Source organism: Micromonospora sp. WMMB482 (genome assembly GCF_019038635.1).
Classification (GTDB): Bacteria; Actinomycetota; Actinomycetes; order Mycobacteriales; family Micromonosporaceae; genus Micromonospora; species Micromonospora marina.
This window is the reverse complement of the sequence record NZ_JAHOPD010000020.1, coordinates 2667045-2688994: the sequence shown is the minus strand read 5'-3', so window position 1 is coordinate 2688994 and position 21950 is coordinate 2667045. Positions and strand designations below refer to the sequence as shown.

Annotated in this window: 23 protein-coding genes; 18 read left to right on the top strand and 5 right to left on the bottom strand. The window is 73.8% G+C overall.

Annotated elements, in window-relative coordinates:
* Positions 1–43: 43 nt before the first annotated feature.
* Together KSK32_RS13660 and KSK32_RS13655 are read left to right on the top strand one after the other, a co-directional pair.
* Positions 44–703 carry a hypothetical protein gene (locus KSK32_RS13660; RefSeq protein WP_216931563.1) on the top strand — a complete coding sequence of 220 codons (660 nt, stop codon included), beginning with the start codon at positions 44–46 and terminating at the stop codon, positions 701–703.
* On the top strand, positions 700–3972 hold the full coding sequence (locus KSK32_RS13655) for a helicase HerA domain-containing protein (protein ID WP_216931562.1): 3273 nt from the start codon (positions 700–702) through the stop codon (positions 3970–3972). The genes KSK32_RS13660 and KSK32_RS13655 overlap by 4 nt, the downstream gene beginning before the upstream one ends.
* A 242-nt stretch (positions 3973–4214) precedes the next feature.
* On the opposite strand, the gene KSK32_RS13650 is transcribed toward KSK32_RS13655, so the two are convergent.
* Positions 4215–4676, bottom strand: coding sequence for a MarR family winged helix-turn-helix transcriptional regulator (locus KSK32_RS13650; protein ID WP_216931561.1), 462 nt, complete (start codon positions 4674–4676; stop codon positions 4215–4217).
* A 93-nt stretch (positions 4677–4769) separates the two neighbouring features.
* On the opposite strand from KSK32_RS13650, the gene KSK32_RS13645 reads away from it, so the two are divergent.
* Positions 4770–5861, top strand: coding sequence for an epoxide hydrolase family protein (locus KSK32_RS13645; RefSeq protein ID WP_216931560.1), 1092 nt, complete (start codon positions 4770–4772; stop codon positions 5859–5861).
* A 9-nt stretch (positions 5862–5870) separates the two neighbouring features.
* On the opposite strand, the gene KSK32_RS13640 is transcribed toward KSK32_RS13645, so the two are convergent.
* Complete coding sequence (locus KSK32_RS13640; RefSeq protein ID WP_013283476.1) at positions 5871–6356, bottom strand: carboxymuconolactone decarboxylase family protein; 486 nt, start codon at positions 6354–6356, stop codon at positions 5871–5873.
* A gap of 168 nt (positions 6357–6524) precedes the next feature.
* On the opposite strand from KSK32_RS13640, the gene KSK32_RS13635 reads away from it, so the two are divergent.
* Positions 6525–7406 carry an RNA polymerase sigma-70 factor gene (locus KSK32_RS13635; RefSeq protein ID WP_216931559.1) on the top strand — a complete coding sequence of 294 codons (882 nt, stop codon included), beginning with the start codon at positions 6525–6527 and terminating at the stop codon, positions 7404–7406.
* A 71-nt stretch (positions 7407–7477) separates the two neighbouring features.
* On the top strand, positions 7478–7771 hold the full coding sequence (locus KSK32_RS13630) for a hypothetical protein (protein ID WP_216931558.1): 294 nt from the start codon (positions 7478–7480) through the stop codon (positions 7769–7771).
* Between the two features lie 10 nt (positions 7772–7781).
* On the opposite strand, the gene KSK32_RS13625 is transcribed toward KSK32_RS13630, so the two are convergent.
* On the bottom strand, positions 7782–8555 hold the full coding sequence (locus tag KSK32_RS13625) for an SAM-dependent methyltransferase (RefSeq protein ID WP_216931557.1): 774 nt from the start codon (positions 8553–8555) through the stop codon (positions 7782–7784).
* A 115-nt stretch (positions 8556–8670) separates the two neighbouring features.
* Between KSK32_RS13625 and KSK32_RS13620 the strand changes: the two genes are divergently transcribed.
* A complete protein-coding gene (locus KSK32_RS13620; RefSeq protein ID WP_216931556.1) occupies positions 8671–9150 on the top strand; it encodes a hypothetical protein in 480 nt (159 codons plus the stop codon).
* On the opposite strand, the gene KSK32_RS13615 is transcribed toward KSK32_RS13620, so the two are convergent.
* Positions 9126–11498 (bottom strand): glycoside hydrolase family 65 protein, encoded by a 2373-nt coding sequence (locus KSK32_RS13615; RefSeq protein ID WP_216931555.1) that lies wholly within the window; start codon positions 11496–11498, stop codon positions 9126–9128. The two genes, KSK32_RS13620 and KSK32_RS13615, sit on opposite strands and share 25 nt — an antisense overlap.
* Positions 11499–11606: 108 nt before the next feature.
* Positions 11607–12383, bottom strand: coding sequence for a prepilin peptidase (locus KSK32_RS13610; protein ID WP_216931554.1), 777 nt, complete (start codon positions 12381–12383; stop codon positions 11607–11609).
* A gap of 557 nt (positions 12384–12940) precedes the next feature.
* Between KSK32_RS13610 and KSK32_RS13605 the strand changes: the two genes are divergently transcribed.
* The 12 genes from KSK32_RS13605 to KSK32_RS13550 are packed head-to-tail and all read left to right on the top strand — an operon-like array spanning position 12941 to position 21950.
* On the top strand, positions 12941–13507 hold the full coding sequence (locus KSK32_RS13605) for a hypothetical protein (RefSeq protein ID WP_254187048.1): 567 nt from the start codon (positions 12941–12943) through the stop codon (positions 13505–13507).
* Positions 13501–14454: a hypothetical protein gene (locus KSK32_RS13600; protein WP_216931553.1), complete on the top strand. Its 954-nt coding sequence runs from the start codon at positions 13501–13503 to the stop codon at positions 14452–14454. Before KSK32_RS13605 ends, KSK32_RS13600 begins: the two co-directional genes overlap by 7 nt.
* Positions 14451–15119, top strand: coding sequence for an SAF domain-containing protein (locus tag KSK32_RS13595; protein ID WP_216931552.1), 669 nt, complete (start codon positions 14451–14453; stop codon positions 15117–15119). Before KSK32_RS13600 ends, KSK32_RS13595 begins: the two co-directional genes overlap by 4 nt.
* The gene (locus KSK32_RS13590; protein ID WP_091414211.1) at positions 15119–15952 is read left to right on the top strand and encodes a hypothetical protein; all 834 of its coding nucleotides are present in this window, start codon (positions 15119–15121) and stop codon (positions 15950–15952) included. Before KSK32_RS13595 ends, KSK32_RS13590 begins: the two co-directional genes overlap by 1 nt.
* Positions 15942–17483, top strand: a complete 1542-nt coding sequence (locus KSK32_RS13585) for a CpaF family protein (protein WP_216931551.1) — start codon at positions 15942–15944, stop codon at positions 17481–17483. Before KSK32_RS13590 ends, KSK32_RS13585 begins: the two co-directional genes overlap by 11 nt.
* Positions 17426–18379 carry a type II secretion system F family protein gene (locus tag KSK32_RS13580; RefSeq protein WP_374226711.1) on the top strand — a complete coding sequence of 318 codons (954 nt, stop codon included), beginning with the start codon at positions 17426–17428 and terminating at the stop codon, positions 18377–18379. Before KSK32_RS13585 ends, KSK32_RS13580 begins: the two co-directional genes overlap by 58 nt.
* A 52-nt stretch (positions 18380–18431) precedes the next feature.
* Positions 18432–19298, top strand: a complete 867-nt coding sequence (locus KSK32_RS13575; protein ID WP_216931549.1) for a type II secretion system F family protein — start codon at positions 18432–18434, stop codon at positions 19296–19298.
* A 25-nt stretch (positions 19299–19323) separates the two neighbouring features.
* Entirely contained in the window at positions 19324–19533 is a 210-nt protein-coding gene (locus KSK32_RS13570; RefSeq protein WP_013283462.1) for a hypothetical protein, read from the top strand.
* Positions 19533–20015: a TadE/TadG family type IV pilus assembly protein gene (locus KSK32_RS13565; protein WP_254187047.1), complete on the top strand. Its 483-nt coding sequence runs from the start codon at positions 19533–19535 to the stop codon at positions 20013–20015. Before KSK32_RS13570 ends, KSK32_RS13565 begins: the two co-directional genes overlap by 1 nt.
* Positions 20012–20485 (top strand): TadE/TadG family type IV pilus assembly protein, encoded by a 474-nt coding sequence (locus KSK32_RS13560; RefSeq protein WP_216931548.1) that lies wholly within the window; start codon positions 20012–20014, stop codon positions 20483–20485. The genes KSK32_RS13565 and KSK32_RS13560 overlap by 4 nt, the downstream gene beginning before the upstream one ends.
* Positions 20482–20913: a pilus assembly protein TadG-related protein gene (locus KSK32_RS13555; RefSeq protein WP_216931547.1), complete on the top strand. Its 432-nt coding sequence runs from the start codon at positions 20482–20484 to the stop codon at positions 20911–20913. The genes KSK32_RS13560 and KSK32_RS13555 overlap by 4 nt, the downstream gene beginning before the upstream one ends.
* Before the next feature lie 14 nt (positions 20914–20927).
* On the top strand, positions 20928–21950 hold the full coding sequence (locus KSK32_RS13550; protein ID WP_216931546.1) for a LysM peptidoglycan-binding domain-containing protein: 1023 nt from the start codon (positions 20928–20930) through the stop codon (positions 21948–21950).

Here is a 21950-nt window from a genome sequence, read left to right as displayed (position 1 = left end):
ACCGTCGACGCGGTGAGAGCTCGTGCCGCAGAGGAGCATCCGCATGCCGGAAAAGGAACTGACCCTCGTCGACCGGTGCATTCTTGTCACGCTGATGGTGAAGGCGGCGCCACTGCCGCAGACCTACTTCAAGAACGTCGCCGGAATCAGCCTGAAGCCGGAGCACCGCAGCCGACTCAAATCACTCGGTCTGATCGAGGTCACGGAGAAGCCGAGGATTGTTCTGGCCCTCACCGACGAGGGCTGGGATCGGGCCACTGAGGAGTTGGGGGCAGAGCCGCCAAAGCGCGCGGGTGCGGCGGGCGGCACGCTCTACGTCGCGCTCGACTTCCTGCGCCGGCTGATCGACCACTCCGGAACCCGCGCCGACGACCTGTTCCGGATGCAGATCAACCGGGACGATGTAGTCGCACCGGCGGTGGCGTCGTCGGCCTCCCCGGCCGGGGACGCGGTCGCGCTGATCCGGCAGGCGTACCACGAGCTGGCCGCCAGACCCGGTGACTACGTCATGCTGGCCGATCTTCGCGACGCACTCTCGGAGTTGTCCCGCCCCGAGTTCGACGCCGCGCTCGTGACGCTCAACCAGGAGCGCGGCGTGTATCTGGTACCCGAATCCAACCAGAAGGCGCTGAGGTTGCGGGAGCGGGCGGCGGCGGCGACCATCGGCAACCAGGACAAGCATCTGCTCGCCATCTCGTCATGATCGGGGACGAGCAACGCCGCGCCCTGGCGGCGCTGAGGTTCAACTGGGCTCCGACCCCGGACGACGTCTGGAAACCCACACCGTTCCACGTGGAGGGCCTGCACCACGACGTCGTCACGACGGTGCTGGACAGCTTCGCGGAGGCGCAGGCCAGCAGCGACTCCAGCCCGGTGGGTGTCGCCCTAGTCGGCCAGCGTGGCATCGGCAAGACACACCTCATCGGCACGGTTCGCCAGCAGGTGCAGCAACGCGGCGGGTTCTTCTTCCTGGTCGAGCTGCTCGAGGCCCGGACGTTCTGGCAACGCACCGCGATCTCGATGCTGGAGGGTCTGGTCCGGCCGATGCCGGACGAGACGACCCAGCTACGGACGTTCCTCCGCCGGCTGGCCGACGAGGTGGGGGCGCCCCGGACGGTGCGGCGCGCGGTCGCCGGCGAGACCGAACTCAGCCGTCCGGCGCTCGACGCGTTCGCCGACCTGATCCGCAAGAAGGACCGGCAGATCGGCACGGAGTGCCAGGACACCGCGCGGGCCCTGGTGCTCTACGCGGCCGAGCAGTCGGCGGTGCAGGACATCGGCTACGACTTCCTGTGCTCGATGGACGAAGAGGAGCCCGGCCAACGGGCCGGGTGGGGGCTGCGGCGCACTCGGCGTGCGTCCCAGGAGGTGGTCCGGGACATCTCCCGGCTGCTCGCCGTCGTCGGCCCGACGGTGATCGCGGTGGACCAGATCGACCTGATGATCGCCCAGTCCGTGAAGGCGACCAACCAGGACGCCCGGGGCGAGGCGGACTGGCAGACGTCGCTCCTGCTCGAACAGGTCGCCAGCGGCCTGATGGCGCTGCGCGAGACCACCCGCCGGACCCTGTCCGTCGTCTCGTGCTTGCCGCACACCTGGTACAGCATCCGGCATCAAGCGACGGACACTGTCCAGGACCGGTTCCGGGAGGCTGCACCGCTCAAGGAGATCCCCTCCGTCGAGGTGGGCCGCGAGCTGGTCGAGAAGCGGTTCGCGGTGCTCTTCGAGGGCCTCGGGTTCACCCCGCCCCACCCCACCTGGCCGGTCCACCCGGACGCGTTCCAGGAGGTCGTCGGTTTCACCCCCCGTGAGCTGCTGCGGCGGATCGACACACACGTCCGGGCCTGCCTGGCCGACGGAGAGGCGCGGGAACTGCGGCACCTGCTGCACGCGAGCGGCGATCGCGTCGCCGACGGGCTCGTCCACGCCCCGGTCACCGAGCCGCCGCCGGAGAACCGGGCGAACGGATTCGGCAAGATCGACGCCCGGTACGCGGAGCTGGTCGCCGCCGCCGACACCACCTCCGCCCTGTCCCCGCAGTCGGAGGATGCCCGCGTCCCGCGCCTGCTCGAAGCCGGCCTGACCGCGTGGATCGCCGCGCAGGGCGCGGCCGTCGAGGCGTTCAGCCTCGACCCGATTCCCGCTGGGACCAAGCCGGCGCTGCACGCGCGGCTACGGCACAGCCTGAGTGAGGACAGCGAGGACGAGGAGCACTGGTCGTTCCGGGCGATTTCCGCACCGCATCACATCGCCGTGCTCAACCGGATCCGCAACGCGATCACGACCGCCGGACTCACCGAGGGGGTCGCCAAACGACGGCTCTTCCTGTTGCGCAGCGCGGAGTGGTCGACCGGTGCCCGTACCCGGGAGGTGCTGGACGCGTTCGAACGGGCCGGCGGCCGGCGTCTTCCCCTGGACGCACCGGATGTCGCCCGGCTGGCCGCGCTCGAACAACTCATCCAGGACTACGGGCGGGAGACGCTGCGGCCCTGGTTCGCTGATCGGCGGCCGGCCTCCGACATCACCTGTCTGCGGGAGGCGCTCGGCGACTGGCCGGGCGCGCCGGAAGCCGTCCGGACCGAGGAGCGGCCAGCGGAGGCGCCGGACCGACTCCCGGTCGGGACGCCACCGCCGGTCACCGCTGCGCCGCGCTCCGCCGGTCCCGTCCCCGCACCGCGGTCCGCCGGTTCCGGCCCGGTTCCACCGATGATCGCTCCCCTGCCGCCGGTGGCGGGCATCGACCCGGAGCGGATGGAGATCGGCACGGTCACCGGCCGGCCGGACCCGGTCGCCATCGACCTCGAAGCGCTGCGCCGGCACACAGTCATCTTCGCCGGCTCCGGCTCCGGCAAGACCGTCCTGATCCGCCGCCTGATCGAGGAGTGCGCCCTGCGCGGCGTGTCGGCCATCGTGCTCGACCCCAACAACGACCTGGCCCGGCTCGGCGAGGCCTGGCCCGAGCCGCCGCCGGGCTGGGGCGCCGACGACGCCCCCCGCGCGGCGGAGTATCTGGCCGGCACCGACGTGGTCGTCTGGACGCCGGGACGGCAGGCCGGTCGGCCGTTGAGCTTCCAGCCGTTGCCGGCCTTCGCCGACGTGCTCGACGACCCGGACGGGTTCACCTCGGCCGTCAACGCGGCCGTCGCCACGCTCGCCCCGCACGCCCGGGTGGACGGCGGGACCGACAAGGCCCGGCTCGGCCGCGCCGTGCTGCGCGAGGCTCTGATCGGCTACGCCCGCAGCGGCGCAAGCGACCTGCGTGAGTTCACCGACGTCCTCAACGACCTCCCGGACGGGGTGAGTCAGCTCGACAGCGCGCCCAAGCTGGCCGCCGGCATGGCACAACTGCTCAAGGCCGCCCTGATCAACGACCCGCTCCTGGGTGGCGTCGGAACGCCTGTCGACCCGGGCGAACTGCTCACCCCGCCACCCGGTCGCCGCGCCCGGGTCTCGGTGATCAACCTCGCCGGGCTGTCCGAGGAGAATCAGCGGCAGAGCTTCGTCAACCAGTTGCAGCTCGCCCTGTTCACCTGGATCAAGCGCCACCCGGCCGGGGACCGGCCACTCGGTGGACTCTTCGTCATGGACGAGGCGCAGACACTGGCCCCGTCCGGTGCCGTGACCGCCTGCACCCAGAGCACGCTCGCGCTGACCTCGCAGGCCCGCAAGTACGGGCTGGGGCTGGTCTTCGCCACCCAGGCGCCGAAGGCGTTGCACAACCAGATCCCCGGCAACGCCGCCACGCAGTTCTTCGGCCTGCTCACCGTGCCGGTGCAGATCGAGGCAGCCCGAGACGTGGCCAGGGCGAAGGGCACCGACGTCCCGGACATCGGCAAACTGCGTACCGGCCAGTTCTACGCCACGGTGGAGGGTGCCCGGTTCGTCAAGATGCAGGCGCCGATGTGCCTGACCCATCATCCGCGCAGCCCGCTGACCGCGGAGGAGATCGTCCGGCTGGCCGCGCTCGGGTGATGTCGCGGCGCATCGGAACGACCACGGCGACCGCGGTGGCCAGCGCGCACCCGGTCAGCAGCAGGGCACCGGCGGCCGGTGGCAGGAGCGCGGCGGTGGCTCCACCGGGCAGGAGCGGGTAGAGCGCGTTGACGCCGGGGATCATCATCAGCACGGGCCCGGCCAGGTACAGGTAGCCGGCCACGACGCACACGGATGGCAAGGCAGGCCGGCGAAAAGAGGACGGCGCCGGCAGGCAGCCGTCAGGCGGGCGGGCGGGTGTGGTGGGCCAGCACCCGCGCCAGCAGCCGGGTCAGGTCCGCGCGCTCGCCCGGCGACAGCGGCGCGAGCAGCTCGTCCTGCACGGCGGCGAGGCGCTTCTCCAGCCGCCGCAACTGCCGCCGTCCGGCTGCGGTGATCGTGACGACGTTGCGCCGCCGGTCGGCCGGGTCCGGGCTGCGGGTGACGAACTCCCGCTCGCCGAGTTCGTTGAGCGCCGCCACCACGTCGCTGACGTGGATGCCGCTGCGACGGCCGAGCACCGCCTGGCTGGCCGGACCGAACTCGTCGAGCGTGGCGAGCAGCCGGAAGTGGTAGCCCCGCGCGTCGGCAGCCGCGAGGCCGTCGGCGACCAGCCGGCCGGCACGTACGGCGGTCTGGGTGATCAGCCAGCTCGGCAGTCCGGCCAGGCGGGTCGGTACGAGGTCCGGCTCCGGGTTCTCCACGAACCCAGCCTAGCCGGAAACGTTGGCAGGCCCAACAGTTTGCGATAACGTTGGGCATCCCAACGTTAGTTGCACCAACGATCGGAGACGACAGTGATCGAGCCGTTCCGCGTCCACGTCCCCCAGGCCGACCTCGACGACCTGGCCGACCGCCTGGCCCACACCCGCTGGCCCGACGAGCTGCCGGACGCCGGGTGGGACTACGGCATCCCGCTGGCCCGGGTGCGGGAGCTGGCCGAGCACTGGCGCACCGCGTACGACTGGCGGGCGGCCGAGGCCGAGCTGAACCGGTATCCGCAGTTCACCACCACCATCGACGGGCAGAACATCCACTTCCTGCACGTACGCTCCGCCGACCCGAACGCGCTGCCGCTGATCCTCACGCACGGCTGGCCCGGCTCGGTCGTGGAGTTCCTCGACGTGCTCGCCCGGCTGTCCGAGCAGTTCCACCTGGTCGTACCGTCGATCCCCGGGTTCGGTTTCTCCGGCCCGACCCGGGAACGCGGCTGGGACGTCGACCGCGTCGCCCGCGCCTGGGCCGAGCTGATGCGGCGGCTCGGCTACCGGCGGTACGGCGCACAGGGTGGTGACTGGGGTTCGGTCATCTCCACCCGGCTCGGCGGTGTCGACCCCGAGCACGTCGTCGGCGTACACCTCAACTACCTGCCCACGCCCCCGCCACCCGGCTGGACCGGGGACGCCGGACTGTCAGACGAGGACCGGGACCGGCTCGCCCGGATCATGCGGCTCAAGACGCAGCGGCACCCCCATCAGGTGCTCTACGCCAGCCGGCCGCAGACCGTGTCGTACGCGCTGCACGACTCGCCCGTCGGGCAGCTGGCGTGGATCGCCGAGAAGTTCACCGAGTGGACCGACCCGCGATCCGCAGTCGGCGTCGACCGCATCCTCACCGACGTCTCGGTCTACTGGTTCACCCGCACGGCCGCCTCGTCCGCGCGGCTGGTGCGGGAGAGCGCGTTCGGTGGCCCGCCCGCGCCCTGCCCGCCCCCGCTCGGGGTCGCCGTGTTCGCGCACGACATCACCCGGTCCGTGCGGCCGATCGCCGAACTGACGTACACGATCCGGCAGTGGAGCGAGTTCGACCGGGGTGGTCACTTCGCCGCGCTGGAGGTGCCGGAGCTGTTCGCCGACGACGTCCGGTCGTTCTTCCGGAGCCTGCGGTGACGGCCGCGCTCAGCCCATGGCCGCCGCGAACATGCCCGGCTCGTACGAGCCGCCGCGCTGGTGCACGAGCACCGCGAACCGGTTCGCCGCGTTGATCAGCCCGAGCAGGCAGACCAGCGCGGCGATCTGGTCGTCGTCGTAGTGCTTGCGCACCTGCTCCCACGTCTCGTCGGACACGCCCTGATGGGCGTCGGCCAGGCGGGTGCCCTCCTCGGCGAACGCCAGCGCCGCGCACTCGGCCTCGGTGAACACGGTCGACTCACGCCAGGCGGCGACCAGGTTCAGCCGGACCGCGCTCTCGCCCCCGGCCACCGCCTCCTTGGTGTGCATGTCGATGCACCAGCCGCAGCCGTTGATCTGGCTGGCCCGCAGCGACACCAGCTCCTGCACGGTGCGGGGCAGCGACGACTGGTGGATCATCAGGCCCGCACCGGCGAAGCGCTTCATGAACGTCGCCGAGACCGGGTTCTCGAACAGGTTGAATCGGGTCTGCATGGTTGCGCCCTCTCTGCTGGGGGTGGGTGCCTGACGAACACGAGATGCCGGGGACGCGTCCGGCGTGACGGCGGCGCCGGGTGAGGACCGCCACAGCGACCGGATGTCACACGGCGGCGGTGGCCGGCGTCTGGTGGGGAACGCAGCCGAGCAGCGAAGGAGCCAGCCATGGCGGACCCGGCCACCGAGGACTTCCTCGTGCACCGGAACCTGCTCTTCACAGTGGCGTACGAGATGCTCGGCTCGGCGGCCGACGCGGAGGACGTGGTGCAGGAGACCTGGCTGCGCTGGGCCGGCGTGGACCTCGGCGAGATCCGGGACCGGCGCGCCTACCTGGTGCGGATCACCACCCGGCAGGCGCTGTCCCGGTTGCGCACTCTGGGGCGGCGCAAGGAGTCCTACGTCGGCTCGTGGCTGCCCGAGCCGCTGCTCACCGCGCCCGACGTGGCCGACGACGTGGCGCTGGCGGAGAGCGTGTCGATGGCGATGCTGCTGGTGCTGGAGACGCTCACGCCGACCGAGCGGGCCGTGTTCGTGCTGCGGGAGGTGTTCGACATCGGCTACGACGAGATCGCCGAGACGGTCGAGCGGACTACGGTCGCCGTGCGGCAGATCGCGCACCGGGCGCGGGCCCACGTCGCGGCGCGCCGCCCCCGGCGTACCGTCCCGGCGGCCGAGGCCCGCGACGCCCTCGACGCGTTCCGGCGGGCCGTCGAGACCGGTGACCTGGACGGGTTGCTCCGCGTCCTGGCGGCGGACGCGGTGCTCGTCGGCGACGGCGGCGGGATCAAGCAGGCGATCGTCCGGCCGGTCACCGGCGGCGACCGGGTGGCTCGGCTGCTCGCGGGCGGCTGGCGCCGGATCGCAACGGTGGCGTCGATGGAGCCGGCGCAGGTGAACGGCTACCCGGCGCTGCTGGTACGCCTCGACGGCGAGCTGGACACGGTCGTCGCGGTACGCCTCGACGACGGCCGGATCAGCGGCCTCTACGCGGTGCGCAACCCGGAGAAGCTGTCCCACATGACCCGCGAGACGACGCTGCGGCGCTGACCGGCGGGACCGTGGCGAGCGGGCGCGGCGCGAGGACGCGGCGCACGCGCGGATCGTGCGACGATCGCCGGATGAGCAGTGCCGCCCCACCCGACGTCAGCGCTCTCGCCATCAACGTCACGGTGCCGGAGGATCTGCGCTGGACCGACACCCGGCGCGGCGAGGAGTTCACCCTGACCACGCTCAACGTCCGGCTGCTGCCGGACGGGCGGCTCGCCGCGAAGGCGTACGGCCGGCCCACTGCCGGTGGCCGCGGCGCGTACGTCTCGTTCCGGTTACCCGACCGGCCGGAGCTGGCCGCGCTCGTGGCGGCGGCGGCCGACCGGGCCGCGGCGCTCTGGGCCGCGCACGGCGGCCTGGACTGACGACGGCGGATCAGCGGCGGACGCCCACCACGCCGTAGCCGTGCGACACCGCGGCCTGCGGTTCCCCGTCGGGCCGCCAGTCCGCCACCTTGACCAGGCCCGGATCGACCGGCTCGTACCCGTCGAGGAACCGGGCCACCTCGTCGCGGGTGCGGGGCACCAGCGGGGAACTGCTGCGGCGGTAGATCGCCGTGCCCTGCTCGGTGGGCAGTGCCGGCAGGCCGTCCATGGTGAGGTGGGACAGCGCGAGCACGCTGCCCGGGACGGTGGCGTCGCGCAACGTCGCCACCGCGGCGTACGGGTCGTCGGCGTCTGGCACGAAGTGCAGCACCGCGAGCAGCAGCACCGCCACCGGCTCGCTCAGGTCGATCGTGGCCCGCAGCGTCGGGTCGGCCAGCAGCTCGCCGGGACGCCGCAGGTCGCCCTGGAGCACGACGGTGCGGCCGTCGACGGGCAGCAACCGCCGGGCGTGCGCGACGGCGACCTCGTCGTGGTCGACGTAGACCACCCGGGCGTCGGGGCGGACCGCGCGGACCACCTCGTGCACGTTGCCCTGGGTGGGCAGGCCGGCGCCGATGTCGAGGAACTGGCGTACGCCCTGCTCGGCCGCCCAGCGCACGACCCGGCGCAGGAACGCGCGGTTGCCCTGCGCGGCGACGCCGGTGTCCGGGAAGATCTTCAGGATCTCCTCGGCGGCCGCGCGGTCGGCGGCGAAGTTGTGGCAGCCGCCGAGATAGTAGTCGTACATCCGGGCGACATTGGGTCGGTTCTCAGCCTCCGTCACGCCTCGATGTCTAGCACCCTGCGCGACACACCGCTGACCCGTCGTGTCGGTGATCCGGTTGATCCCCGCGTCCACCTGGTACGACGGTGGGACATGCCGGCGCGAGGAGGTACCGATGACAGGTGGACGGGAGACCGTGGAGGTCGAGCCGGCGGTGTTCCGCGCCGTCTACGACTCGCCCGCGTCACTACCCGGGCGGCACCGGTGGACCACCCCGGAGGCGGACGTGCGACGGCTGGAGAAGCTGCTGAACATGCCCGCGCGCAGCATCGGCGCGCCGCTGTGGGTCAGCGGCGACGAGCCGGACTGCCCGAAGTGCGGGCGGCGGGTCACCTGGTACGACATCGTCGCGTCGGCGCTGCACGGCGTGCACGACCACACGACGATCGCGCGGGTGATCCTCGGCGAGCGCAAGTACGTGAACACCGAGGTGCCGGACGCGATCCCGGGTGTCCACTGTGCCGACTGCCGCACCCCGATCACCGGGCTGCGCAGCTTCAAGTGCCACAACTGGGCGTACGCGTTCGAGGCGCTGGAGGAGGTCGTCGCCCGGATGTCCGGCCTGCCGGCTCAGTCGCCGCCCGCCGCCTCCTGAGCGCGCCGTTCCGGACGGCGGCCGGGCGGGGACTGCGGCTCGGGACCGGGGTCGGGCACCTGTGGCATCGGCCGGGTGACCGGCCCGTCGCCGGTGACCCGGAGCTGTTCGCCGTGGTGCCACAGCTCCACCGCGTCGCCCGGCCCGGCGTCCGGCAGCTCGTAGCGGGCCTCCCGCTCGGTGAGCGTGACCCGCAGCCGGTGCCCGTGCCGGCGCAGGTGGAACGCCAGCCGGGTGATCGGCCCTGGTAGCCGCGGCTCGAAGGAGAGCACGCCCCGGTCGTCGCGCAGCCCGCCGAAGCCCTGCGCCACCACCAGCCAGGCGCCGGCCAGGGACGCCAGATGCAGCCCGTCGGCGGTCTTGTCGCCCAGGTCGGCGAGGTCCTGGAACGCCGTCTCGGCGAACAGGTCGTACGCCAGGTCGAGGTGCCCGACCTCGGCGGCGAGGATCGCCTGCGCGGACGCCGACAGCGACGAGTCCCGGACGGTCCGCGCCTCGTAGTAGGCGACGTTGCGCACCTTCTCCTCGGCGGTGAACTCCCCCGGGCAGCGCAGCATGGCCAGCACCAGGTCGGCCTGCTTGACCACCTGCTTGCGGTACAGCTCCAGGTAGGGGAAGTGCAGCAGGAGCGGGTAGTCGTCGTCGCCGGTGCCGGCGAAGTCCCACTCCGGCTGCGCGGTGAATCCGGCCGCCTGCTCGTGCACGCCGCGCTTGCCGTCGTACGGGACGAACATGGCGTCGGCGGCGGCCCGCCAGCCGGCCGCCTCGGCGGCGTCGACGCCGAGCCGCGCGGCCGCCTCCGGGCAGTCCTGGACGGCGTCGGCGGCGCCGCGCAGGTTGCGCCGGGCCATGAGATTGGTGAAGACGTTGTCGTCGACCAGCGCGGAGTACTCGTCCGGGCCGGTGACGCCGGTCAGGTGGAACGTGCCACCGTCGTCGAAGTGGCCGTAGCCGTGCCACAGCCGGGCGGTCTCGATCAGCACCTCGGCCCCGCACTCGGCGAGGAAGGCGGTGTCGCCGGTGGCGGCGACGTACCGCAGCACGGCGTCGGCGATGTCGGCGTTGACGTGCAGGCCCGCGCTGCCGGCCGGCCAGTAGCCGGAGCACTCCCGGCCGCTGAGCGTCCGCCACGGGTAGGTGGCGCCGGTCAGGCGCAGCTCGGCCGCGCGCTCACGGGCCTCGGGCAGGTGGGTGTGCCGCCAGCGCAGCGCCGAGCGGGCCAGTTCCGGCGCCAGGTACGTCAGCACCGGCAGCACGTATCCCTCGGTGTCCCAGAGCACGTGCCCGTCGTAGCCGTTGCCGGTCAGCCCTTTGGCCGGGATGGTCCGGTCGCCGTCGGCGCGGCCGGACTGAAGCAGGTGGAACACGGAGAACCGCACCGCGAGTTGCAGTTCCGGGTCGCCGTCCAGCTCGACGTCGGCGGTGGCCCACGCCGCGTCGAGCGCGGCGCGCTGCTCGGCCAGCAGGGCGTCGAACCCGTCGCGCCGGGCCGTGTCCGCCTCCGCGACGACCAGGTCGGCCAGCTCACCGGCCGGGGTGCCGTCGACGTCCGCGCACTCGTACGCGGCGAACCGGGTGACCCGGACCCGTTCGCCGGGGCGTACCGGACCGGACAGCGCCAGCCGGAACCGGTCGGCGGTCAGTTCGGTGTCGGTGGCGATCTCGTCGGGCGCCTCGACCCGGTGCGCGACGGCGACGGCGACCCGCTGGCCGCTGCGCCCGGTGCGGTGCACGAGCACACCGTCGAGGCCGTCGTCGCGGCGGATCTCGCCGGTGAGCGCGTCATGGATCACCGAGGCGGCCCGGGGGTCGTCGGCGCGTTCCGGCACCCGCTGGTTGGCGAGCAGGTCGGCGCCGACCCGCAGCCGGACCGGCTCGTCCAGCGGCTCGACCGCCCAGTCGAGCGCGGCGACCGGACGGCGGGTGAGCGAGACCAGGCGGGTGCTGCGGACGCGCACGCCCCGGCCGCCCGGCGAGACCCACTCGGTCTCCCGGCGGACCACTCCGGCGCGCAGGTCCAGTTCCTGGTGGTGCCGCCGGATCGTGCCGGTGCTCAGGTCCAGCGGCTCGTCGTCGACCCAGAGCCGGATCAGGGCGGCGTTCGGCGCGCTGATCACGGTGTCACTGCGTTCCGGGAACGCGTAGCCGCTCTCCGGGTAGGTCAGCTCGTGCTGCTCGTGGAACCCGTTGAGGTAGCTGCCGGGCATGCCGCAGGGCTCGCCCTCGTCGAGCGTCCCGCGCCAGCCCACCCAGCCGTTGGCGAGCGCGAAGACGGATTCCGTCTCGCCCAGCCGGTCCAGGTCCGCACTGGTACGCCGGATCCGCCAACCGTCGTCGCCGTGCGGCACGCGCCCTCCCGAGTCCGAAGCTGGACCGCCACCGAACCAGACCCGGCTGGGAGGTGGCTGTGATTCCGGTACCCCCGGGAACACTCACCCGCACCTGCGGGTGGTCGATCACACGGTGACGAGCACCAGCGCGGCGGCGGTGCCCAGCACCAGGAACGGCCCGAACGGCAGGTGCCCGGACCAGCGGACCCGCCGGGCGGCGAGCAGAACCACCCCGGCCAGCCCGGCAAGGACGAGCGCGAGCACCAGCCCGGCCACCAGCACCGGCCAGCCGTACCAGCCGAGCAGCGCGCCCGCGCCGAGCGCCAGCTTGGCGTCGCCGAGGCCGAACCCGCGCCGCCCGAACAGCAGCGTGGTCGCGGCGAAGCCGCCGCCGAGCGCCAGACCGGCCAGGGCGGCGCGTACCAGCGGGTCCGCGCCCGGCCCGGTCAGCGCGGCCACCCCGAGCAGCGCCCACGCGCCGGCGGCGGACGGCCAGGTGAGCCGGTCGGGCAGGCGGTGCGCCATCGCGTCCACGATCGTCATCGGCACCGCCCAGACCAGCCACCACGCCAGCGCCAGCCGCGCGGCGGGCACGCCGCCGGCGACCGCCGGCACCGCCACCGCGAGCAGCAACGCGACCTCCACCACTGCGGGCGCCGCGCCGACCCGGGCCCGGCAGGCCGGGCAGCGGGCCGCGGGGCCGAGCGCCGGCAGCGGCCGGTCCAGCCCGATCGGGGCGCCGCAGCCGTCGCACGCCGTCCGGTCCGGAGACCCCGGCGGTACGGCGTAGCGCGCGACCGCCAGCCGGAGCAGGGGTACGACAGTCAGGGCGGCGATCAGCCGGGCGCTCGGACGGCGGGGATCGGCCACCGGTCCGGTACGCCGTACCCGTTCAGCCGTCATGCCGGCTCCCCCGTCCGGTCGCCGTGTGTTCCATCGTGGAGCACGCAGAGTGATTTCTCGTTCGCGTGGATGTGACGACCGAGGCGCGCAGGGATGCCTGATCCGACGCGGCGGCGGCCGGAACGAGCGGTGCGTGAATCCGGGCGGACCGGCGGGACGGATCGGACGAGCGGCATGCTCCCCACCCATACCGGCGGCTCGTCGCCGCCGTCGTGGCGCGTACGGGTGAGCACACGCCCGCCGGCCCGGAGCCCCGCCGAAGCCCGCTCGTCATCGTGGTGACACACACCGGCCACCACCTCCCGTCTTCACTCACCGTGTTCACGTGAATTACCTCTGTTGCATCGGCGGACGTGAGCCTATGCTCGCCCCTTGGGTACGACGCAACCCCCGATCAATGGGCGTCGGAGGCACCAGGCACAGAATCCGCAGTGATCAGTACAGGTCAATACAAGTGGCGGCGACGGGGGCCCGGAGTGACAGTTCCGGGCGCGCTTCCGCATGCCCGGAGCGGGTCGGCGTGATCGCCCCGGGCCGGCACCGAGGAGGGATCGGCGTTGCGCACACGGCAATCCCGCCGATGGGAAATCTTCCTGCTCAGCGTTGCGCTGATGGTCGGCTCGGCCGGCTGCGGCACCGAGCCGGAGGCGGCCACCCGTCCGCTGACCGGCCGCGCCGCCGCACCCGCCGCCCATTACAGCGCCGAGGAGGACGCGGCCGGAAAAGCGGCGCTGGCCGCCTATTCCGGCTATCTCGACGCGTCCCGGGCAGCCAGTGCGCGCAGCGATCCGTCCCATCCCGCGCTGACCCGTTTTCTGGCCGATCCGCTGCTGACTCGGGTGCGAATGGCGATTCTCGACGCGAAGGAGCACGGCGCGATGCGTACCGGGAAACTGCTCTCCGACCCCGAGGTCGTGTCGGTCGACCTGGCCGCCCGCCCACCCACCGTCGAGATCCAGGACTGCCTGGACGCGAGCGGCTACCGGCTCGTCTACGCCAAGGACCGCAAGGCCGTACCCGGCACCCGCGGTGGGCGCTACCTGGCCACCGCCACGGCGGTCCGGTACCCGGACGGCCGGTGGCGCGTCAACGGCGGCGCCGCGCACCAGGACCAGCCGTGCTGACCTGGGGAGGAAGGGGCGTCCCGGCCCGGCCGGCCCGGGCCGGGACGCTCCGCCGGCTGCTGCTCGCCGCCGGCTTGGCCGCGCTGCTGACGCTCACCGGCGCACCCGCCCGCGCCGCCGACCCGGGCGGCTCCTGCCCGCCTGAACAGACCGACTGCGACGTCTGGGACGACGACCCCGGCATCCCCGGCGGACCGGGCGGGCCGGGTGGCGGCGGCGACAACGGCGGCGGGGGCGGCAACGGCGGCGGCACGCCGAAGTGCCAGTGGAACGGCCGGGCCATCCCCTGTTACCACGAGGTTCTCGGCTGGTTCAACAACGCCGACGGCTGCTACTACAAGCTCGAGGAGCCGCAGGGCGAGGCGCCTCCCGGCCAACAGTGGTACCAGCTCACCTGCAACGGCGGCGACCTCGGCAGCATCCGTCGGGCGCTTCTCGACGCCCCGCCGGCCGGCTACGGCGCACCGCCGGACCCGGAGGAACTGGCCCGCCGCGCGCTGGCCTCGATCTCGCTGCTCCCGCCCCGGGCCGCCGTGGCGCCCCGGCGCAGCCAGGGCCCCGGCCTGGTCGGGCTGCCGGTCTGGATGTGGGCCAGCCCGGGTGCCTCGTACTTCGGGCCGCTGTCCGCGTCCGCCTCCGACCGGGGGCTGACCGTGGAGATCACCGCGAAGGTGGACCGGATCGTCTGGCACATGTCCGACGACATCGAGGTCACCTGCGACGGGCCGGGCACGCCGTACCGGGCGGACGGGCCGAGGGCCGGCTCCACCTCGCCCGACTGCGGCCTCGACCAGGGCTATCCGGCCGCCGGCACCTACGAGGTGAGCGCCACGACGTTCTGGACCGTCGAGTGGTCCGGCGGCGGGGAGAGCGGCGTCATCGCCCAGAGCCGGTCCAGCGGCGTCGTCCTGGTACAGATCAACGAGCTTCAGGTGGTGACCCGATGAGTGTCGTGGCAGCCCGCAACGGAACCCCGGTGGAGGCTCCCGTCGCGCCGCCGAAGGTGGTCCGGCAACGACGCGTACGTCCCGGCCTGCTCGGCCTGGCGGTTCTGCTGATCGCCCTCGGCGGGCTGGGCGCGGCGTTCGCGGTCACCTCGGTCCGCTCCACCGGCACGTACCTGGCGGTGGCCCGGCCGGTCGACGTGGGACACCAACTGACCGCCGACGACCTGGTGCCGGTACGCGTCTCCGGCGGGCGGGAACTCCAGCCGGTGCCCGCCGACCGGATGGACGAGGTGCTGGGGTTGCGGGCGGCCGTCCGGCTCACCCCGGGCACGCTGCTCACCTCGGCGCAGCTCACCGAGGCCCCACTGCTCGGCCCCGGTCAGCAGCAGATCGCGCTGGGGCTGGAACCCGAGCAGGTGCCCGCCCGCAAGCTGCACCCCGGCGACAAGGTGTTGCTGGTCAGCACGCCCAGCAACGCCACCGGCGGCGGCTCCGAGGCGTCCCGCGGCGGCGGCACCCGGTTCGAGGGCACGGTGATCGACACCGCCGCGCCCCAGAACGGCGACGTGGTGGTCTACCTGGCGCTGGCCGTACGGGACGTGCCCGCTGTCGTGGCGCTCGCCGCCGACGACCGGATCGCGCTCGTGCTCACCGAGGCGGCCTGATGGCGATCATCGCCCTGGTCTCGGCGAAGGGGTCGCCGGGCGTCACCACCGCCGCGCTCGCCGCCGCGCTGAGCTGGCACCGGCGGCTCGTGCTGGCCGAGTGCGATCCGGCGGGCGGCTCGATCCTCGCCGGTTACCTCGGCGGGGCGCTCGACGGCCCGCGCGGCATCGGTGAGCTGGCGGTGGGCGAGCTGCGCGACGGCAGCCTGGAGCACGCGTTCTGGTCCCAGCTGGTCGACCTGGACGCGCCCCGCCGCGAACGGCTGCTGCTGCCCGGTGTGGTGGACCCGGCGCAGGCGGGCAGCGTGATCCCGCTCTGGCAGCGCTTCGCCGACTACTTCACCGGGCTGGAACGGGGCGAGCCGCCGTACGACGTGCTGGTCGACTGTGGCCGGCTGGCAGTGGGCGGTCCACCGTGGCCGCTGCTGCGGGCCGCCGCGGTGGTGCTGCTGGTCACGCGCGCGCACCTGCCCGACCTGTCCGCCACCCGGGCCACCGCCCGTGCCGTCGAGCGGGATCTCACCGAGCACCGCGTACCGCCGGGCACGCTGCGACTGCTCGTGGTCGGCGACGGGCACGGCACCAGCGAGATCAGCAAGGCGCTACGGCTGCCGGTGATCGCCCGCCTGCCGCACGACCCGCGTACCGCCGAGGTGCTCGCCCACGGCGGCACCGTACGGGCCAACCGGCCGCTGATGCGCGCGGCCGGTGCCCTGGAGGTGCCGGTCCGGGCGCTGCTGGACCGGCGTCGCGCCCGGCTGGCCTGGCCCGGGACGACCACACCGCGCGCGGTGACCGCGCCGAGCGTGCCGGGGGTGTCCGGTGCGGTTTGAGCCGGTCTCCCACGACCCACGCGGGCAGCAGCCGGGCGTCGTCTCCACGGTCCCGCCGCTCGCCCCGCCGAACGGGCGGCACCACGTCCCCGGCCCGGTGCCCGCCGCGCCCCCGGCGCCACCGCCACGCCCCCGGGTCGACTTCGCGGTGGTCCGCGAGCTGCGCCGGGAGCTGAGCGAACGGCTCACCCACTGGCAACGCGGACGCGAGTTCGACGCCGACGCCGAGGAGGTCGAGCGCGCCCGGCTGGCGGTCGCCGTGGTGTCCGCGTACGCCGACTCGGTACGACGGGCCGGCACACCGATGGCGGCGGACGCGGAACGGCTGCTGCTCGACCAGGTCACAGCCGAACTCGTCGGACTGGGCCGGCTCCAGACGCTGCTCGTCGACGACAGCATCGAGGAGGTGCACATCCTCGGCTGCGACCAGGTACGCATCACCCGGCACGGCGGCGGCGTCGACTGGGCCGAGCCGATCGCCGAGACCGACGACGAGCTGGTGGAGATCCTCCAGGCGGCGGCCCGCCGGGCCGGGGCCACCGAGCGGTCACTGTCCACGTCGAAGCCCACGCTCGACCTGCAACTGCCCGACGGCAGCCGGCTCGCCGCCGTGTTCCTGGTCAGCCACCGCCCGTACGCGGTGATCCGCAAGCACAACACGCTCGACGTGAGCCTGGAGGACATCGCGGGCGGCCGGGCCGACCTGGACGAGATGATCGACCCGCTGCTGCGCGACTTCCTCCGCGCGTCCCTGCGGGCCGGGCTGAACATCATGGTCGCCGGGCTAGCCGGGGCCGGGAAGACCACAGTCATCCGCGCGCTGATGGACGAGATCCCGGCCGACGAGCCGTACGTGCTGCTGGAGGAGAGCCGGGAACTGCTGCCGGCCCGGCGCGGGCACAAACACCGTGCGGTGATGAGCTTCGAGTCCCGGGAGGGGCACGGCGAGCGCGGCGCGGACGGGCGGCCGGCGGGTGAGGTCAGCATCGCCGACCTGATCCCGGTGTCACTGCGCATGGGCGTGCTGCGGATCATCGTCGGCGAGGTGCGGTCCCGGGAGATCGTGCCGATGCTCCAGGCGATGACGACCAGCCGCGGGTCGATGTGCACCATTCACGCGCGTACCCCCTCGGGGGTGAGCGAACGCATCATCGAGCTGGCGCTGTCGCACGGCCGGGAGATGACTGTCGACCAGGCCCGCCGGATGGCCGGCAACGCGCTCGACCTGATCGTCTACGTGACGGTCGAGGACGAGACCGCGATCGGCGGGCGCAAGCACCGCTTCGTCTCGCACGTCGAGGAGGTCATCGGCGTCGGCGAGGGCAACCGGATCACCACGACGACCGTCTTCGGTCCCGGCCCGGACGGCCGCGCGGTCCCCCGCCACCTGCCCGAGCGCATCCGCGACCAGCTGCTGCGCGTCGGCTACGACGCCCGCCTGCTCACCCGGTTCGTCGAGGCCGGCATGGGCGCGTGGCGGCGGCCCCGGCACACCCGTCTCGGGGCCCGGCCGAGCGGAGGCCCGGCGTGACGCAGATCGAACTGATCGCCCTGGTCTCGGGCGCGGCCTGCGTGGCCGGGCTGGTGCTGACAGTCGTCGCGCTGGTCGGCACCCGCCGCCCGCCCGGCCCGGCGCCCGGCACCGGGCCGGGCCTGAGCCGGCTCTGGACCGGTTCCGGCGCGAGCCGTGCCGACCAGCGCCGCTACCAGCTCCTGCTCGGCGCCGCGATCGTCGCCGGGGCGGTGGCGTTCCTGCTCACCGGGCTGCCGGTGGTCGGCCTGCTGGTGGCGCTCGCGGTGCCGGGCGTGCCGTGGCTGTTCGCGGTCGGCCGGGCCGAGCAGCGGGCCATCGCCCGGGTCGAAGCCGTAGGCGAGTGGACCCGCCGGCTCAAGGACATCTCGGCCACCGGCCAGGGACTCCAGCAGGCGATCGTCGGCACCATCGCCACCGCGCCGGAGGAGATCCAGGAGGAGGTACGCACACTCGCGGCCCGCCTCCAGGCCGGCTGGCTGGCCCGCTCCGCCCTGCTCGCCTTCGCCGACGAGATCGCCGACCCGGTCGCCGACCAGGTGGTGGCGGCGCTGATCCTGCACCTCACCGACCGGGGTGAGCGCCTCGGCGACGTGCTCGGGTCGATCGCCACCGCCGCCTCGGCCGAGGTGGCGACCCGGCGCGAGGTCGAGGCGAAGCGCACCCAGCCCCGGTTCGCGGTCCGCTTCCTCACCGGCATGACGCTGGCGACGCTCGCGTACGGGCTGGTGAACAGCGACTACATCCGTCCCTACGGGACCGTGACCGGTCAGCTCGTGATGGCGGTCCTCGGAGCGGCGTTCGTCGGCCTGCTGGTCTGGGTGCGCTCGATGAGCCAGCCGCCCCGGCCCGCGCGGTTCCTGCCGGCGCCCGACCCGGAGGAGGCGATCGCGTGAGCGCGAGGAGTGAGCTTGCGAGCCCCGCAGTCGCGAACGAAAGGGGGGCACGATGAGCGCGCTCAACTGGCAGCTGGCGATCGCGGTGCTCGGCGGGTGCGCGGTCGGGCTCGGGCTGTTCCTGGTCGTACGCGAGGCGCTGCCGGCCACTCCGGCGCTCGGCCCGGCGCTGCGCCGGCTGCACCAGCCGCCCGGCCAGGCTCCGGCCGCCGGCGCCGGGCCGGACTGGCTCGGTGGGTTCGCCCGCTGGCTGCGCCCGCCGCACCGGCAACTCGCCCTGCTCGACCGCACCCCGGAGCAGTACGCGCTGTCAGTGCTGCTCTCCGCGCTCGTCGGGTTCGCCACCCCGGCAGTCGCCTCGGCAGTGCTCTTCGTCGGCGGGGTGGCGCTGCCGGTGGCCGTACCGGTGGTGGCCAGCCTGGGCCTGGCGCTGGGCGCCGGACTGCTCGCGCACCGCGCGGTCCTCGCCAAGGCGGACGCCGCCCGGGACGAGTTCCGGCAGGCGGTCTGCACCTACCTCGACCTGGTGGCGTTGCAACTGTCCGCCGCGCACGGCCCGGTGCAGTCGCTGGAACGCGCGGCGGCGGTCTGCGACGGCTGGGTCTTCGACCGGATCCGGGAGGCGCTGCGGCTCGCCCAGCTCCAGATGCACTCGCCCTGGGACGAGTTGCAGGAACTGGCCGAGCGGATCGGCATCCCGGAGCTGGGCGACGTGGGCGCCATCATGCGCTCCTCCGGCAGCGAGGGCGCCCAGGTGCACGAGACGTTGCGGTCCCGCGCCGACTCGCTGCGCGACCAGATCCGCACCGACAACCTGGCCCGGGCCGAGGGGGTCACCAGCAAGTTGGACATCCCCGGCTCGCTGCTGGTGTTCGTCCTGCTCGGCTTCGCCGTCTATCCGTTCCTCGCCCGTCTGTGAACCCACCTTCGAGAAGGAGACGACCATGCACCTCTACGCCTACCTCTACGTGGCGGTGAGCACCCGCCTCGCCGAGCTGCGCCGGGACTCCGAGCGCGGCGACAGCCCGGTGCCGACCGCGGTGATCATCTTCGGCCTGGTCGCGGTGGCCATGGCGGTCACCGGGCTCGCCCTGGCCAAGGCGAACAACTGGATGAACGCCATCCCGAACAACACGGCGCCGCAGGCCCCGTGATGCCGCGCCCCGCCCGTACGGTCCGGAGCCGGCCGGCGTCCGCCGGCCGGCCCGCCGGCCCGCCCGGTCCGGGGCGGTTCGCCGCTGCCCTGCGCGCCCGCCTGGCCGAGGGCGAGCGGGGCGCCAACCCGGTCGAGCTGGCCGTGGTGATGCCGGTGATCCTGGTGATGCTGTTCGGCTCGATCCAGGTCGCCGTCTGGTTCGTGGCCCGGTCGACTGCGCTGAACGCCGCGCAGACCGCCGTGAACGCCCAGCGGACGATCGACGCCGGGCCGGACGCCGGACGCCAGCGGGCGATCAGCTTCCTGCAACAGTCCGGAGACTGGCTGGTCGGCTGGGAGCAGCCCGGCCCGGCCTGCGTCGACAGCGCCACCGGCGTCACCTGCACGGTGCAGGGACGCTCCCTGTCGGTCATCCCGGGCGTCTCGTTCGAGGTCACGCAGACCGCGCACGGCCCGGCCGAACGCTGGACCACCGGATGAGCGCCCGGCCGCGGCGGGACCGGGGTTCCGTCTCGATCGAGGTGGCGGTGCTCGCACCCGCCTTCATCGGGCTGATGGTGCTGGCCGGTGTGGCCGGGCGGACCGCGATCGCGGACGAGGCGGTGGAGTCGGCCGCCCACGACGCCGCCCGGGCCGCCTCGCTCGCCCGCACCGCCGACGACGGCGCGGAGGCCGCCGAGGCGGCGGCCCAGGACCAGCTCGGCTGGGCGGGGCTGAACTGCACCGGCCCACCCCAGATCGATCTCGCGGGCTCGGTGGCCGGGACGGCGACGAACTTCGCCGCCGCGTACGCAAGCGCCGCGGGCGTGCCCGCGACCGTGACGGTCACTGTGACCTGCACCGTCTCCTTCGACGACCTGAGCGCGCCCGGCCTGCCCGGCGTGCCGGGCGGCAAGACCGTCTCGGCGAGATTCACCTCGCCGCTGGACACCTACCGGAGTCGCGGATGACCGGGCGGCGCGAGGCGGAGAACGGCCGGGTGAGCCTGTTCCTGGCCGTGGCGATGACCGGCGTACTCGCGATCATCGGCCTCGCCTACGACGGCGCCGGTCAGCTGCGCACGCTCCAGCGCGCGGACAACCTGGCCGCCGAGGCGGCCCGCGCCGGTGGCCAGATGATCGACCGCGCGCGGGCCATCGAGGGCGGCCCGAAGCGGATCGACCAGGTCGCCGCCCGCGCCGCCGTCGCGGGCTACCTCGCCGCCGCGGGCGGCGTCCAGGACCACGAGGTCGACTTCCCAGTGGTCGGCACCGAGACCCAGATCCGGGTGACCGTGCAGATCACCTACAGCCGGGACCTGCTGGGTCTGTTCGGCGCACAGAAGACCGCCACCGTCACCGGTGAGGCCACCGCTCGGGCGCTCACCGGCCCACCGTAGGAAGGAAGGCCGACATGCGTGCACTCCGACGCTCCCCCGTCCGCCGCGCCGGCCAGGTCCTCACCGGGCTCGGCGCCCTCGTCGTGCTCGTCGGTGTACTGGCCGGCGGGCCGGTCGCGCTGCTGGCGTTCGCCGGCAACCCGCTGCCGGATCACCTGCCCACGCTGACCGAGGTCGGTACGGCGTTGACCAGCCGCGACGACGGCCGGCTGTTCCTGCGGGCGCTGGCGGTGGTGGGCTGGTTCGGCTGGGCCACGTTCGCTTTCTCCGTCGTGGTCGAGCTGCTCGCGGCGGCGGTACGCCGGCCGGCGCCGAAGCTCCCCGGCATGCACCGCCAGCAGAAGGCGGCCGCCGCGCTCGTCGGATCGGTGGCGCTGATCCTGGTGGCGAGCCCGGCCGCGGCGAGCGCCGCCGCGCTGACCGCCCCGCAACCGGTCGTCGCGGCCCCGACGGTCGCAGCTCCGGCGGCGGCGCCGGGTGTCGCGTCACCGGCGGTGCCGGTGGCGGCGGAGACGAGCGACCCGGCCGTGTACCGGGTGGCGAAGGGCGACTACCTGGGCGAGGTGGCGGATCGCTACCTGGACGACTTCGACAGATACAAGGAGCTGGCCCGGCTGAACCGGCTCACCGACCCGGACCGGATCCGCCCGGGTCAGCTCATCACGCTGCCGGAGGGCGCGACGGATTCGGGTGCCCGGCGGCACGCCGCAGGACGGATCGTGGTCACCAGGGCGGCCGAGACGGCACCGGTCAAGCCCGGTGGCGGCGGCGCCTCCTCGACCACCCCGAAGGCGAAGCCCAAGCCCACGCCGCGCGACGCGACGCCCACCGTGGAGGCGCCGGTCGGTCAGCCGCCGGCCATGTCGGCGGGCGCGTCCCGGCCGACCGCCGAGGAGGGCATCAACCGTCCGCTCGCCATCTCGGCGGTGTTGGCCGTGGCGAGCATCGTGGGCGCCCAGATCGGCGCGCTGCTCGGGTTGCGCAAGCGCCCGGTGCCCGCCCGGGCGCTGCCGAGCGGGCGGCACCGGCGGGACTGA